The organism is Edwardsiella piscicida (assembly GCF_021733145.1).
Classification (GTDB): Bacteria; Pseudomonadota; Gammaproteobacteria; order Enterobacterales; family Enterobacteriaceae; genus Edwardsiella; species Edwardsiella piscicida.
On the sequence record NZ_CP090968.1, the window covers coordinates 568,291 to 583,697 of the forward strand.

Consider the following 15,407-nt stretch of genomic DNA (forward strand, 5'->3'; position numbering starts at 1 on the left):
TTTCTCCGCCTCCTTATTGTGCCTGTACGCGCAGCTCGGCTGCGGAGCGGCTACGGTGTCCCAGCAGCGCTTTCACGTCGCTGGATTTGGGCTTGATTAAGACAAAGCGCGCGGCCCACTGCGGCCAGTCGGCCAGAATGGCCTCTGCGCGCCCGGATCCCGTCAGCCGAACGTGTTCGGTGATCAGCCCGCGCAGGTGCTCCTCGTGGATCGGCAGCGCCGCCATTTCCAGCACCTCAACCAGCTCGGCGTTGACGCGTTGGCGGAATTCGCCGTCCTCATCGAGCACATAGGCAAAGCCACCGGTCATGCCCGCGCCAAAGTTGATACCGGTGCGGCCTAACACGCAGACGATACCGCCGGTCATGTATTCACAACCGTTATCTCCGATCCCCTCAACGACGGTGAGCGCGCCGGAGTTACGCACGGCAAAGCGCTCGCCGGCGCGCCCGGCGGCGAACAGCTTACCGCCGGTGGCGCCGTACAGACAGGTGTTGCCGATGATGCTGGCCTCATGGCTGCGGAAGGCGGAGCCGACCGGCGGGCGGATGACGATACGGCCGCCCGCCATGCCTTTTCCAACATAGTCGTTGGCATCACCGGTCAGGGTCAGCTCAAGGCCCGCGGCATTCCACACGCCAAAGCTCTGGCCTGCGGTACCGCTAAACTGGATTTTCAGCGGCGAGGCGGCCATTCCCTGCTCACCGTAGCGTTCGGCGATGGCGCCGGAAAGCGCGGCGCCCACCGAGCGATCCGTGTTATGGATATCACAGAATAGCGCGCGTCCCTGACGGGTCGCGATATTGTCCTGTAGCTGAGACAGCAGGCTCTGGTTGAGCTGTCCCGGATCGAAGGGGGGGTTACCTTCGCTGCAGTACAGCCCCTTGCCCGGATGCGGCGTGGCCGTATGGAGCAGAGGTGCCAGGTCCAGGCGGCTTTGCTTGGCGGTCACTCCCTCCAGCACCGTCAGCAGATCGGTGCGGCCGATCAGATCCACCAGGCGGCTGACGCCCAGCTGCGCCATCAGCTCGCGGGTTTCCCGCGCAATAAAGTGGAAGTAGTGGGTCACGCGCAGCGGCAGGCCGTGGAAGTGGTCGCGGCGCAGCTTTTCATCCTGGGTGGCGACGCCGGTAGCGCAGTTATTGAGGTGGCAGATACGCAGATATTTGCAGCCCAGCGCCACCATGGGACCGGTGCCGAAGCCGAAGCTTTCCGCGCCGAGGATCGCGGCCTTGATGATATCGGCGCCGCTCTTCAGGCCGCCGTCCACCTGCAGGCGGATCTTATGGCGCAGTCCGTTGGCCACCAGCGCCTGCTGGGTCTCCACCAGGCCGAGCTCCCAGGGGCACCCCGCGTGTTTCACGGAGGAGAGCGGGCTGGCGCCGGTGCCGCCGTCATAGCCCGCGATGGTGATCAGATCGGCATAGGCCTTGGCGACTCCGGTCGCGATGGTGCCCACTCCCGGTTCAGAGACCAGCTTAACGGAGATCAGCGCCCGCGGATTGACCTGTTTGAGATCGAAGATCAGTTGTGCCAGATCTTCGATGGAATAGATATCGTGGTGCGGCGGGGGAGAGATCAGCGTGACGCCGGGCACCGAATAGCGCAGTCGGGCAATGTACGGCGTCACCTTATCGCCGGGCAGTTGCCCCCCTTCGCCCGGCTTGGCGCCCTGCGCCACTTTAATCTGGATCACATCGGCGTTGACCAGATAGGCGGGCGTGACGCCGAAGCGTCCAGAGGCGACCTGCTTGATACGTGAGGCTTTATCGGTGTTGTAGCGCGCCGGATCCTCGCCGCCCTCGCCGGAGTTAGAGAAGCCGCCCAGGCCGTTCATCGCCTGGGCTAGCGCCTCGTGGGCCTCGGGGCTCAGCGCGCCGATGGACATAGCCGCCGTATCGAAGCGTTGGAACAGGGCGCTTTCCGCCTCAACCTGCTCCAGCGCCAGGGGCTGCGCGACGGGGCGCAGCGCTAACAGATCGCGCAGGGTGGTGATCGGGCGCTGATTGACCAGGCTAGCGTAACGCTGGTAGTCGCGATAGTCGCCGCTCTGCACCGCCTGCTGCAGGGCCTGCACCACGTCGGGGTTGTAAGCGTGATACTCACCGTCGTGGACATACTTCAGCAGTCCCCCCTGCTCCAAGGGCTGGCGCGCCAGCCAGGCCCGGCGGGACAGATTATGCAGATCCTGCTGGAAGTCGCTGAAGGTCGCTCCACCGATGCGGCTGATGACCCCGGGGAAGCACAGATCGCAGATCGCGGGGTGAAGGCCGACGGCCTCAAACAGCTTGGAGCAGCGGTAAGAGGCCACCGTTGAGATGCCCATTTTGGACATGATCTTGTACAGCCCTTTATTGATCCCGTTGCGGTAGTTCAGCATGACCTGGCGATAGCTGCGCGCGATGGCTCCGCTGTCCACCAGTTTGGCCAAGGTTTCATAGGCCAGGTAGGGGTAGATTGCGGTGGCGCCAAAGCCAAGCAGCACGGCAAAGTGATGCGGATCGCGCGCGCCGGCGGTTTCGACGATGATGTTGGCGTCGCAGCGTAGGCTCTGTTCGACTAAGCGCCGCTGCACCGCCCCGACGGCCATCGGCGCAGGGATCGGCAAACGCCGGGCGCTGATGGCGCGATCGGACAGAACCAGCAGCACCGCGCCGCGGCGGACCTGGGCCTCGGCCTCGTCGCACAGGGCGGCGAGGGCCTGTTGCAGATCCTGTTGCTCGGGATCGAAGGTGATATCCAGGGTTTCGGCGCGATAGTGCTCTTTCTCCTGCCCGATCAGCTGGGCGAAGTCAGAGTAGAGCAGCACCGGCGACTTAAAGTTAAGGCGATGCGCCTGTCCCTCGGCTTCGCAGAAGACGTTCATTTCGCGCCCGATGCTGGTAGAGAGCGACATGACGTGGGCTTCGCGCAGCGGATCGATCGGCGGATTGGTGACCTGGGCGAACTGCTGACGGAAGTAATCATAGATGAGGCGCGGGCGGCTGGAGAGGACGGCAAAGGGCGTATCATCGCCCATTGAGCCCGTCGCCTCCTGGCCGTTTTCCCCCAGCACCCGCAGGATCTGGTCGATCTCTTCCTGACTGTAGGCAAACTGTTTTTGGTAAGTGAGCAGCGCCGCATCGTCCAGCGTGCGGCTGCCGACTCGCTCATCGGGCAGATCCTCAAAGGGGATTAGACGTCGGACGTTTTTCTCCATCCATTCGCGATAGGGATGGCGGCTTTTCAGATCGTCGTCGGTTTCCCGCGAGTGCAGGATCTGCCCGGCACGGGTGTCGATCACCATCAGCTCGCCGGGGCCGACGCGCCCTTTCTCCACCACTTCATCCGGCTGATAGTCCCAGATGCCCACCTCTGAGGCGCAGGTGATCAGCCTGTCTTTGGTTATTACATAGCGCGCCGGACGCAGGCCGTTGCGATCTAAGTTACAGGCGGCGAAGCGTCCGTCTGACATCACGATGCCGGCCGGGCCATCCCAGGGCTCCATATGCATCGAGTTAAAGTCGAAGAAGGCGCGTAGATCGGGGTCCATGTCCGGGTTGTTCTGCCAGGCCGGCGGCACCAGCAGACGCATGGCGCGCACAATGTCCATCCCTCCGCTTAACAGCAGCTCCAGCATGTTATCGAGGGAGCTGGAGTCGGAGCCGGTTTCGTTGACAAAGGGGGCTGCGTCCTGCAGATCGGGGATCAGCGGCGTCTTAAATTTGTAGGTACGCGCCCGAGCCCACTGACGATTACCGGTAATGGTGTTAATTTCGCCGTTGTGCGCCAGATAGCGAAACGGCTGCGCCAGCGGCCAGCGTGGCACGGTGTTGGTCGAGAAACGTTGGTGGAACAGGCAGATAGCCGACTCCATGCGCAGGTCGGCCAAGTCGTGGTAAAAGCGCGGCAGATCGGCCGGCATGCACAGCCCTTTGTAGATGGTGACCAGATTCGAGAGGCTGCAGACATAGAAATCCGGATCGTCGATGCGCTTTTCTATGCGTCGGCGGGCGATAAACAGCCGGCGCTCCAGATCCCGCGGGCGCCATCCGGCCGGAGCATTGATGAAGATTTGCGCGATATGCGGCATGGAAGAGAGTGCGATCTCACCCAGCACCTCTTGATTGACGGGGACGTCGCGCCACCCCACGATGGAGAGAGTCTCGTTTTGTAGCTCCTCCTCAACGATGCGCCGGGCGGCGCTGGCCCGCTCTTCGTCGCGGCTGAGGAACAGCATGCCGACGGCATAGTTCTTGGCCAGTCGCCAGCCACGCTCTTCTGCCACCATGCGCAGGAAGCGATCGGGCTTTTGTAACAGCAGGCCGCAGCCGTCGCCGGTTTTGCCGTCGGCCAGGATGGCACCGCGGTGCTGCATGCGCGCCAGCGCATGGATGGCGGTACGCACGACCTTATGACTCGGTTCGCCTTCTATATGGGCAATCAGGCCGAAGCCGCAGTTGTCCCGTTCATGGGATGCATCGTACAACATATTCAGTGAACCTCCCCAAGCTCTGCGCGGCCCCCCATCGCCGGGCGCAGCGGCCTGTGGCTGGCAGGTTCTCGGTCGTTTGACCGGGGGCGCCCGTCGGGCAGCCGCCTGCATCAGTATTCACAAGCACACTGTCACGCGTTGCGAGGGGATCGTAACTAACTGGATAACTATGATGTGATGTTGTGTCCATCCGGAAGGGTGTTATTTTTATTTCCGGCGGCATTTCAACTTATCGGGAAAGATTTCGCAGGTCAAATGTGGGCTGCATCACAGTTTATTGGGGGCCATTATGTGATATGGAGTTGATTTTTAATGAAAATATATAAAAAAGTGCCCTAATGTATCGCGGGAAGCGGTCCGAACGCGGCTACCGGGTAACACTGTCAAATGAGCCTGTTTGTTATTTTATATGCTATTTAAATAAATTACTTAAGATTAATATATCGCATATAGAGAAGATGTTGATGATTAATTTTGTTTTTACATCACGGACTTATTCCGGCGCGGATGGGCGCAGATCGCGGCGCTGCTCCGTGCGTAAAAATGAATTTAAAGTCACTTAAAGTGAATTTTGATACAGATATGGCGCAGGGGGATCTCCGTTGGCGCGTAAAAAAGCGGCATGGAGTATAATGGCGAAACTTGCCAGCGGGTTATATAAGGCCTCTTTTACTATTATGCAGTTGCAGCAATTGGTCAATATGTTCGGCGCCGACCTACAGCGCCGCTATGGGGAAAAAATTCATAAGCTCACGCTGCACGGCGGATTTAGCTGCCCTAATCGCGATGGAACGCTGGGCCGCGGCGGCTGTACGTTTTGCAACGTGGCCTCCTTTGCCGATGAACAGATGCAGCGGCGCAGCATCGCCGAACAGCTGGAGGCTCAGGCGCGCAAAGTCAATCGAGCGCGACGCTACCTGGCCTATTTTCAGGCCTATACCAGCACCTATGCCGAGGTCTGTATCCTACGAGATATGTATCGGGAGGCCCTGCAGCAGGCCGATATGGTCGGTCTGTGCGTCGGGACCCGTCCTGACTGCGTACCGGAGAGCGTGCTTGATCTGCTGGCGGAGTACCGTGAGCAGGGCTACGAGGTGTGGCTGGAGCTAGGGCTGCAGAGCGCTAATGATAAGACGCTGCGCCGGATTAACCGCGGGCATGATTTCGCCTGCTATCAGCGTACGACCCGCGCCGCCCGGGCACGCGGGCTGAAGGTATGCAGCCATCTGATCGTGGGTCTGCCTGGCGAGAGCCACGCGGACTGTCTCGACACGCTGCAGCGGGTGGTGGAGACCGGCGTCGAGGGGATCAAGCTGCATCCGCTGCATATTGTGACCGGCAGCGTACTGGCCAAGGCCTGGCAGGCCGGGCGCCTGCAGGATCTGACGTTAGAGCGCTATGTCCACACCGCTGGCGAGATGATCCGCCACACGCCGCCAGAGGTTATCTATCACCGTATTTCCGCCAGCGCCCGTCGCCCCACGCTGCTGGCTCCCCAGTGGTGCGAGAACCGCTGGACCGGGATGGTCGCCATTAATAACTATCTGCTAGAGTGCGGCGGGCAGGCTTCCGCGCTGTCGTAGCCTGCCCGCCTGCGCGGATTTTACGGTATGATTAATGACTTATCCTATTAGGCGACCGGCGTCGTCATATGGAGCCTATACAGGCGTATCGGCCCCGGTGGCATCGTTCGGCGCGCGCCGCCATCGGCTCCCGTCATGGCGTTCGCCGGGATAGGTTTACACCGAGACAATTGCCGGGGGAGTGCAAGATGAAACAAATTCGGGTATTGGCCCAGTATTACGTTGATTTAATGGTAAAACTTGGGCTGGTGCGCTTCTCCATCCTATTGGCATCGGCGCTGGTGCTGCTGGCCATGGTGGTGCAGATGGCGGTGACCATGCTCCTGCGTGGTCAGGTGGACAGCATCGACGTGGTGCGCTCGGTCTTCTTTGGCCTGCTGATCACCCCCTGGGCCGTCTATTTCCTGTCGGTGGTGGTGGAGCAGCTGGAGGAGTCGCGTCAGCGCCTGAGTAAGCTGGTGAATAAGCTGGAGGAGATGCGCCACCGCGATCTGAAGCTGAACCAGCAGCTCAAGGACAATATTAGCCAGCTTAACCAAGAGATTGCCGATCGCGTCAAGGCCGAAGAGGCCCGTCTGCAGGTGCTGGATACCCTGCAGCACGAGATCGATCAGCGCGAGCTGGCGCAGGTAGAGCTGGAGCAGCAGTCGGCGCTGCTGCGCTCATTCCTCGACTCCTCTCCGGATCTGGTCTACTACCGCAATGAAGACGGTGAGTTTTCCGGCTGCAATCGGGCGATGGAGCTGCTGACCGGTAAGAGTGAAAAGCAGCTGATCGGACTGACGCCGCGCGACGTGTACGATCCGGACATCGCCCAGAAGGTCATCGAGACCGATGAGAAGGTCTTCCGCCATAATGTTTCCCTCACCTACGAGCAGTGGCTGGTCTATCCCGACGGGCGTAAGGCCTGCTTCGAGCTGCGCAAGGTGCCCTTCTATGATCGGGTGGGTAAGCGCCACGGCCTGATGGGCTTTGGGCGCGATATTACGGAGCGCAAGCGCTATCAGGATGCCCTGGAGAACGCAAGCCGTGAAAAAACCACCTTTATCTCGACCATTAGCCATGAGCTGCGCACCCCGCTGAACGGGATCGTCGGCCTCAGCCGTATTCTGCTGGATACCGAGCTGAATGAGGAGCAGCTGAAATACCTGAAGACCATCCACGTCAGCGCGATAGCGCTGGGGAATATTTTCAATGACATCATTGAGATGGATAAACTTGAGCGGCGCAAGGTACAGCTGGATAACCAGGCTATCGATTTTACCGGCTTTCTGACGGATCTGGAGAATCTGTCCGGGCTCTTGGTTCAGCCGAAGGGGCTGAGCTTTACGCTGACGCCGGATCCCGCGCTGCCGCATAAGGTGATGGCAGACGGAACGCGCCTGCGCCAGATCCTGTGGAACCTGATCGGCAACGCGGTCAAGTTCACTCAGCGCGGCGGCGTCAGCGTTCGCGTCTGGCGTGAGCAGCAGGATAAGCTGCTGTTTGAGGTGCGCGATACCGGCATCGGTATTCCTCCGGAGGAGCAGGATAAGATCTTTGCCATGTACTATCAGGTGAAAGATATGCACGGCGGCAAACCGGCCACCGGCACCGGCATTGGCCTGGCGGTCTCCAAGCGTCTGGCGCAGACCATGGGCGGCGATATCGTGGTGAGCAGCGTGGCGGGCGAGGGGGCCTGCTTTACCCTGAGCATCCGTGCGCCGGTCGTCGAAGAGGCGCTGAGCGAGCCACCCGCGGAAGAGGAGATGCCGCTGCCGGCGCTGCACGTCCTGCTGGTTGAGGATATTGAGCTGAATGTGATCGTCGCGCGCTCGGTGCTGGAGAAGATGGGGAACAGCGTCGATGTGGCGATGAGCGGCGCCGAGGCGCTGGCCATGTTTGTGCCGCAGGAGTATGACCTGGTGCTGCTGGATATTCAACTGCCGGATATGACCGGCCTGGATATCGCCCGCACGCTGTGCCAGCGCTATGGAAAACCGGCGCTGCCGCCGCTGGTGGCGTTGACGGCGAATGTCTTGAAAGATAAGAAAGAGTACCTGGACGCCGGGATGGATGATGTGCTGAGCAAGCCGCTGGCGGTACCGGCGCTGACGGCGGTGATCCGCCGCTTCTGGGACAGTGCCCCGGCGACGACGCTCGAGGCGGGTGAGCCCCATGCGCACGATCTCTGTGAGCTGCTGGATACCGAGATGCTGCAGCAGTATCTGGATCTGGTCGGGCCGCAGCTGATCGATCAGAGCTTGGCGGTATTCGAGAAGATGATGCCGGGCTATCTGTCGGTGCTGGAGTCCAATATGACCGCGCGCGATCAGAAAGGGATTACCGAAGAGGGACACAAGATTAAAGGCGCCGCAGGCTCCGTGGGACTGCGTCATTTACAGCAGCTGGCGCAGCAGATTCAGACGCCGACGCTGCCGGCCTGGTGGGACAATGTGCAGGAGTGGATCGACGAACTGAAGCAGGAGTGGCGCCACGACGTGCAGGTTCTACGCGACTGGGTTGCGCAGGCTAATAAAAAATGACCCCGACGGAGTCGGGGTGCGCAACGACTGCGCCAACACCAGGGAAAACGAACATTTACGCATAGTTGATGAAAGAAATTATCAAGAAAAAGTTTGCGTAAATGGAGCTAATCGGTTCGACGCACAGCGTCATCAACATACCAATAAGTTGGTTATGGATGTTAGTTCATTCATTTAAATGTGTGATGTGTTCGTTTCTTTGCCAATACAAAGCCGTAGGGTGTTGACTTCCCCTAAAGTAGTTACTAATGCACAGGGCGCTGAAATAGCACCGATGCAGCGTAAAAAACGAATAGTTAAGTGTGGTTAATTCTTTGGCGTTCTCCTTGCCGCACGCGGGGCGGGGAGCCCATTCACCGATAATGAGGAGAGGCGATGAAACGAGTCGGCGTAGTACTCAGCGGCTGCGGGGTATTTGATGGGAGTGAAATCCACGAGGCGGTATTAACGCTGCTGGCGCTGTCCCGCGCCGGGGCGCAGGCGGTGTGTTTGGCTCCGGATCGGGAGCAGGCGCAGGTGATCGATCACCTGCGCGGAGAGCCGACGGCGGAGCGGCGTAACGTGTTGGTGGAGGCGGCGCGCATTGCCCGCGGCGATGTGACGTCGCTGGCGCAGGCGGACGCCAGCCAACTGGATGCGCTGATCGTACCCGGTGGATTCGGTGCGGCTAAAAATCTCAGCAGCTTTGCTACGGACGGCGCGGCGTGCAGCATCGATCCGGCGCTGCAGCATCTGGTCACGCGTCTACATCGCGACGGTAAGCCGCTGGGGTTCATTTGCATTGCGCCGGCGCTGCTGCCCAAGCTGCTGGGCGTCCCGGTGCGAGTGACCATCGGTAATGATGCCGCCACGGCTGACGCGATTGCGGCGATGGGCGGGGAGCACGTGGCCTGCGCGGTGAATGATATTGTGGTCGACGAGGCGCAGCGGGTCGTGACGACGCCGGCCTATATGCTGGCCAACACTATCGCCGAGGCGGCGGAGGGGATCGATAAGCTGGTCGCACAGGTGCTGGATATGACCCGATGAGCCAAACGGCAGCGTCGCGTCGGGTGCTTCAGCGCATCAGGCGCTGGGGGAGCCGCCTGGTGATCGCGCTGCTGGGCGCGTGGATTGCCGCGCTGCTGATTTTCGCCGTGCTGCCGGTGCCCTATTCCACGGTGATGGTACAGCGGCAAGTCGGAGCCTGGTTGCACGGTGATTTTAGCTATGTTGCCCACCAGACTTGGCGGCCAATGTCGCAGATAGCGCCACCGATGGCGCTGGCTGTGATCGCCGCGGAGGATCAGAAGTTTCCCCAGCACTGGGGATTTGATCTCACGGCGATCGGGCAGGCGCTGGACAGCGCGGATGAGGGGGGACGCCCGCTGCGCGGCGCCTCGACGCTGTCGCAGCAGACCATGAAGAACCTGCTGCTGTGGGACGGTCGCAGCTGGCTACGCAAAGGGCTTGAGGCGCCGCTGACGCTGGCGGAAGAGCTGGTGTGGAGCAAGCGACGTATTTTAACGGTGTACCTGAATATCGCGGAGTTTGGCCCCGGGGTCTTTGGGGTTGAAGAGGCCGCCCAGCGCTATTTCCACAAGCCGGCCAGCCGGCTGACGGCGGGAGAGGCGGCGCTGCTGGCGGCGGTGTTACCTAACCCACATCGCTTCAGCGTGCGGGCGCCCTCGCGCTATGTGCTGCAGCGTCAGCGCTGGATCCTGCGCCAGATGCGTCAGCTGGGTGGCGAGGCCTTTTTACAGCGCTACGATCTGCGTTAGCCGCGGATAAACATAAAAAATCCCCGCCGCGGCGGGGATTTTTGGCTATTGCGTTGCGGCTTTACTTCAGCAGCGAGAACGCGGTAGTGACATGTTTTACCCCGCTGACTTTACTGGCCGTTTGCGCGGCGGCCTGTCCCTCTTTGGGCGTCACCAGCCCCAGCAGGAAGACCTCGCCATTTTCGGTGGTCACCTTCACGTTGGTGGATTTCACCTGGTCGCTGGCCAGCAGCTGGGAGCGGACCTTGGTGGTGATCCAGGCATCGGCCGAGGCAGTGCCCAGGCTGACCGGCTGGCCTAAACGGATCTCATTATAGACCGCCTTGGTGCCTTCAACGCCCATCGCGATCTGCTTGGCGCGGCTAATCAGCGCCTGGCTTGGCGCCTGACCGGTCAGCAGCACCTGCCCCTGATAGGCGGTTACCACGACGCGCGCCTCTTTCTTCAGCTGTGCGTCTTTGCTCAGGGCGTTGGAGATGCGGGCCTCCAGCGTACCATCGTCGACCTGGGTACCCACGCTGCGGGGATCGCTGGCCGCCTGGGTTGCCATGGTCGCACTGCCGATCACGGCGGCGACGCAGCCTTGCAGCAGCAGGGCGCTGAGGACAACCAGCGCGGGAAAACATCGGGTTAAGGGAAAACGCATCGTCATGACGACTCCTTCAGTCAGCCTGGTGAGGAAACAGGGTATTATCAATTAAATCGCACAGGCAGTTGACGGTCAGCATATGCATCTCTTGGATACGGGTGCTGCGGTGCGACGGGATGCGGATCTCCACATCCTGCTGTCCCAGCAGACCGGCCAGCTCGCCGCCGTCATAGCCGGTCAGCGCCACGATCGTCATATCGCGGGTGACCGCCGCCTCGACCGCCTTGACGATATCACGGCTATTGCCTCGGGTTGAGATAGCCAGCAGTACGTCTCCCGCATGGCCCAGGGCACGTACCTGCTTGGCGTAGATCTCATCGTGCAGGCGATCGTTGCCTATGGCGGTTAAGACCACGCTATCGGCATTTAGTGCGATGGCCGGCAGGCTTGGACGCTCGGTTTCAAAGCGATTGATCAGCGTCGCGGCGAAATGCTGGGCATTAGCGCCGGAGGCGCCGTTGCCACAGCTCAGAATTTTATTGCCGTTCAGCAGTGACTGCACCAGCGTCATTGCCGCGCGGGAAATGGCATCGGGCAGGGCTTCCGCTGCGGCAATTTGCGTTTGTATGCTTTCAGTAAAACAGCCTTTAATTCTTTCCAGCACGGTAAGTGTCCATTTATTTGGAAAAGCCTGAACAGCGTTATGCGCTTCAGACAAATGCATTGGGCAGCCATTGTAACTGGCTGCCGGTGATTGCCAAAACGTCAAAACGACAATCGGCCGTTTCTATGCTCTGATTTTGCGCCGCCAGCCAATAGGCCGCGCAGCGCTGTAGACGCTGACGCTTACGGCTATCAATACTGGCGGCCGCACCGCCGTAGCAGGCGGTTTTCCGGTAGCGTACCTCGACAAAGACCCAGGTGGCACCGTCGCGCATAATCAGATCGATCTCACCGCCGCGTAGGCGTACGTTTGCGGCGTGAAAACGCAGCCCAGCCCGCTCCAGATAGCGGCGCGCCCGCTGTTCATAGTGCGCGCCGATCTGGTGAGCGGTTATTGCACCGGGACGATGCTGCCTTTCTGGTACTGCAGCCACGGCAGTTTCCGCTGGATGACGCAGTTGTCGTTGGCGCTTAGCGTACCGGTCGCGCCCTGAACCTGGAAGCCGGGGATCTGACGCAGCTGGGCGAAGTGGTTGGCCAGCGTCCAGGCGTCAGCGCCCATGGCATACAGGCGCATCAGCGAATAGTCGTTGCGGTACTGGGCCGGTGCCTGCTGCAGAATGGCCGGATCGCTACCGGCCAGCAGCGGAATATCGCTGAACTGAACGCCCTCCATTTCCAAGCGGAAATCGGGACCGGCGCCCGCTTGATAGCTGCGTGAGCTAGCATACAGACCGATGCCGTTATGGGTCCCGTTGGCCAGATCGATCATCGGCTTGATCAGGGTGATCTCGGCCGGCGTCGCAATGATATAGACGGCGTCCACGCCGCCGCCGCTGGCTACCGGCGGCTGCACCGGCGCCGGGATGGTCAGGCCGGCAATCGTCACCGAGGCCGGCTGGGCCGGTGCGATGCTGACCGGCTGACCGGTCAGACGGATCCCGGTGCCGCCGTTGATGGTGCTGCGCAGCTCAGCGCTGGAGCCGAAGGTTTGCTGCAGCACGCTGCCGCCGCCCAACGACTGCCATTCGGTGGCAAAGGCCTTCGCGACGCGATCGCCCAGCGGGCTGCGCGGGATCAGCAGCAGCGGGGTGCGCTTACCCTGAGCCCAGATATGCCGCGCGGCATCGCGCGCTTCATCTTCCGGTGACAGCGCGAAATAGCAGATGTTGGGATGGTTCTGCACCTGCTCGGGCTGGTTGAGCGCCAGAATATTCAGCGGCGTAGAAAGGGTATTGAGTTGATCCACGTTGTTTTTCAGCAGCGGACCGACGACCAGGCTAGCGCCAGCCTGCTGCGCCTGGCTCAGCAGCGCGGGCAGCGGTTGGCTGCTGGTGTCATAGACCTGAATATGCGCGTCGGGATTGCCCGGGCTGACGCTGGGGGCGATCGGATCGCCTGCGGCATCCAGCGGCGGCAGGGCAGCGCTATCGTTAGGGGCCGCAGGCGCCGCGGCGTCCGTTCCCTGGGCGCTGGGGCTGACGGCGCCGGCGGCGTTAACGTCCGCCGGCGCAGACGGGGTCGTTGCTGCTGCCAGCGTACCGCTGGACGCCGGCGCGCCGTTGTCTGTCGCCGCCGCCGCTGTCGGGGCGCTATTCTGACTAAATGCGCCGTTTTTCGCGGCGTTGAAGCCGGCCTCAATGGCGTCAGAGAAGACCTTAGCCTGACCGTTTAGGGGCAGCAGCAGCGCAATGCTGGCGGTAGAGGCCGACTGCAGGTGCAGGATATTGTCCAGCGCGCTGGGCAGCAGGGTCGCCGCCGGGTTATTGGGATAGCGGGTCTGCCAGTCTTTGATCGCCGCTTTGAGCAGCGCCGGATCCTGGCGGTTATCCTGATACAGCCGCAGCAGATCCAGCCAGCCGCGCAGAATATCCTCGTTGGCGTTGATCACCATGCCGTTGAGATCGGCCGGGGTCAGGGTGCTCAGCGCGGCCCAGGTGGCGTCAATATTGGCCTTACGCTGCTTCTCCTGCGTCAGCAGCGGCTGCAGCGCGATATAGGCGCGGATCTGCGCCAGGGTGGTTTTCCCCTGTGCGGCGGCGATCACCGCCTGATAGTAGCGCAGCTGCTGTGCCTGACTGAGCTGGGCGACATCCAGCTTGGTCAGGATGGCCTGCGCCTGCTGGGGCGCGTGCCGTGCGATCTCCAGCTCGGCGCTGACCAGGCGTTGCTCCAGCTGCTGCGCCTCGCTTAGCTGCGACGGCAGCTGGCCGAGCAGGTCGGCCGCCTGAGGTAGCTTTCCCTCCCGCAGCAGTGCACGAATGGCAAGTAATTGCCAGTCAGCCTTGCTATCATCGCTACTTTGCTGCATCTGCTGCAGATAGTAGTCGGCAGAGGCGGTGGCTTCGCTCTGAACGGGGGCCGGTGGCGTGGTAGATACGCGCCCGGAACAGGCGGCCAGCAGTGTGGCGGCCAAAACCAGCGGGATGAGGCGTCCGGACTTGGTGCGGACAGTGATTGAGGAAAGCATACTGTACCCAGTAAATTTTTTCAGAATGCTCAATATTAAATCGACAAACCGGATGAAACAATGAATCAAAACGATCATGCTGCCATTTCTGCGGCGACGCTGTACGTGGTGCCGACGCCTATCGGTAACCTCGGAGACATTACCCAGCGGGCGTTGGAGACGCTGAAAGCGGTCGATTTGATAGCGGCGGAAGATACCCGTCATACGGGAATGCTGTTACAACATTTTGCCATAAATGCGCGCTTCTTTGCATTGCATGACCACAATGAGCAGCAAAAAGCGGATCAGCTACTGGCGAAACTGCGCGAGGGACAGAGTATTGCGCTGGTCTCCGACGCCGGTACGCCGCTGATTAACGATCCCGGCTATCACCTGGTGCGCCGCTGTCGCGAGGCCGGTATTCGCGTGGTCCCGCTGCCGGGGGCCTGTGCGGCGATCACTGCGCTGTGCGCGGCGGGCGTGGCGTCGGATCGCTTCTGCTACGAGGGCTTTTTACCCGCCAAAGGGAAGGCGCGGCGCGATCGGCTGCGCGATCTGCAGCAGGAGGCCCGTACGCTGATCTTTTACGAGTCGACCCATCGCCTGCTGGAGAGTTTGGCAGATATGGTCAGCGAACTGGGCGCCGAGCGCTATGTGGTGCTGGCGCGCGAGCTGACCAAAACGTGGGAGAATATTCACGGCGCGCCGGTGGCTGAGCTGCTGGCCTGGGTGCAGCAGGATGAGAATCGTCGTAAGGGCGAGATGGTGCTGATCGTCGAGGGATACCAGGCGGATGACGAGGCGCTGTCGCCCGAGGCGCTGCGTACCCTGGCGCTGCTGCAGGCGGAGCTACCGCTGAAAAAGGCGGCGGCGCTGGCGGCGGAAATTCACGGTGTGAAGAAGAATACGCTGTATAAATACGCACTCGCGCAGCAATCAGGTGACAAGTGAGGCGGAATAGCCTATTATCCGCAGCGGAGTTGACTAGACAGTCGCCGCTGTGTCGTCGTCCTTTCGGGGAGACGGGCGCAGGGGAGGAAAGTCCGGGCTCCATAGGGCAGGGTGCCAGGTAACGCCTGGGGGGCGTAAGCCCACGACAAGTGCAACAGAGAGCAAACCGCCGATGGCCCGCTGCAAAGTGGGATCAGGTAAGGGTGAAAGGGTGCGGTAAGAGCGCACCGCGCGGCTGGCAACAGACCGTGGCACGGTAAACTCCACCCGGAGCAAGGCCAAATAGGGGTTCACAAGGTACGGCCCGTACTGAACCCGGGTAGGCTGCTTGAGCCAGTGAGCGATTGCTGGCCTAGACGAATGACTGTCCACGACAGAACCCGGCTTACCGGTCAACTCCCTTCATCTAAAAA

10 protein-coding genes and 1 other RNA gene are annotated in these 15,407 nt (G+C 61.1%); 6 read left to right on the top strand and 5 right to left on the bottom strand.

Features of this window, described 5'->3' with window-relative positions; all coding sequences use genetic code 11:
• Positions 1-13 precede the first annotated feature (13 nt).
• Entirely contained in the window at positions 14-4,471 is a 4,458-nt protein-coding gene (gene gltB / locus L1P05_RS02620) for a glutamate synthase large subunit (protein WP_012847398.1), read from the bottom strand.
• A gap of 680 nt (positions 4,472-5,151) precedes the next feature.
• On the opposite strand from gltB, the gene mnmL reads away from it, so the two are divergent.
• From mnmL to mtgA, 4 genes are all read left to right on the top strand, one after another.
• Complete coding sequence (gene mnmL / locus L1P05_RS02625) at positions 5,152-6,057, top strand: tRNA modification radical SAM protein MnmL/YtqA (RefSeq protein ID WP_015460901.1); 906 nt, start codon at positions 5,152-5,154, stop codon at positions 6,055-6,057.
• Between the two features lie 188 nt (positions 6,058-6,245).
• Positions 6,246-8,582 (top strand): aerobic respiration two-component sensor histidine kinase ArcB, encoded by a 2,337-nt coding sequence (gene arcB, locus L1P05_RS02630; protein ID WP_012847400.1) that lies wholly within the window; start codon positions 6,246-6,248, stop codon positions 8,580-8,582.
• Positions 8,583-8,957: 375 nt separating this feature from the next.
• A complete protein-coding gene (elbB, locus tag L1P05_RS02635; protein WP_012847402.1) occupies positions 8,958-9,611 on the top strand; it encodes an isoprenoid biosynthesis glyoxalase ElbB in 654 nt (217 codons plus the stop codon).
• Complete coding sequence (mtgA, locus tag L1P05_RS02640; protein ID WP_012847403.1) at positions 9,608-10,342, top strand: monofunctional biosynthetic peptidoglycan transglycosylase; 735 nt, start codon at positions 9,608-9,610, stop codon at positions 10,340-10,342. The genes elbB and mtgA overlap by 4 nt, the downstream gene beginning before the upstream one ends.
• Before the next feature lie 61 nt (positions 10,343-10,403).
• Here mtgA and dolP read toward each other — a convergent pair whose 3' ends face one another.
• The 4 genes from dolP to L1P05_RS02660 are packed head-to-tail and all read right to left on the bottom strand — an operon-like array spanning position 10,404 to position 14,064.
• Positions 10,404-10,994 carry a division/outer membrane stress-associated lipid-binding lipoprotein gene (dolP, locus tag L1P05_RS02645; RefSeq protein WP_012847404.1) on the bottom strand — a complete coding sequence of 197 codons (591 nt, stop codon included), beginning with the start codon at positions 10,992-10,994 and terminating at the stop codon, positions 10,404-10,406.
• A gap of 10 nt (positions 10,995-11,004) precedes the next feature.
• Positions 11,005-11,595: a DnaA initiator-associating protein DiaA gene (diaA, locus tag L1P05_RS02650; RefSeq protein WP_012847405.1), complete on the bottom strand. Its 591-nt coding sequence runs from the start codon at positions 11,593-11,595 to the stop codon at positions 11,005-11,007.
• 46 nt (positions 11,596-11,641) lie between these two features.
• Positions 11,642-12,028 carry a YraN family protein gene (locus tag L1P05_RS02655; RefSeq protein WP_012847406.1) on the bottom strand — a complete coding sequence of 129 codons (387 nt, stop codon included), beginning with the start codon at positions 12,026-12,028 and terminating at the stop codon, positions 11,642-11,644.
• Entirely contained in the window at positions 11,986-14,064 is a 2,079-nt protein-coding gene (locus L1P05_RS02660) for a penicillin-binding protein activator (protein ID WP_012847407.1), read from the bottom strand. The genes L1P05_RS02655 and L1P05_RS02660 overlap by 43 nt, the downstream gene beginning before the upstream one ends.
• Positions 14,065-14,124: 60 nt before the next feature.
• On the opposite strand from L1P05_RS02660, the gene rsmI reads away from it, so the two are divergent.
• Together rsmI and rnpB are read left to right on the top strand one after the other, a co-directional pair.
• Positions 14,125-14,994, top strand: coding sequence for a 16S rRNA (cytidine(1402)-2'-O)-methyltransferase (gene rsmI, locus L1P05_RS02665; protein ID WP_012847408.1), 870 nt, complete (start codon positions 14,125-14,127; stop codon positions 14,992-14,994).
• A gap of 25 nt (positions 14,995-15,019) precedes the next feature.
• An RNA gene (gene rnpB / locus L1P05_RS02670) (RNase P RNA component class A) lies at positions 15,020-15,398 on the top strand.
• Positions 15,399-15,407: the final 9 nt, after the last annotated feature.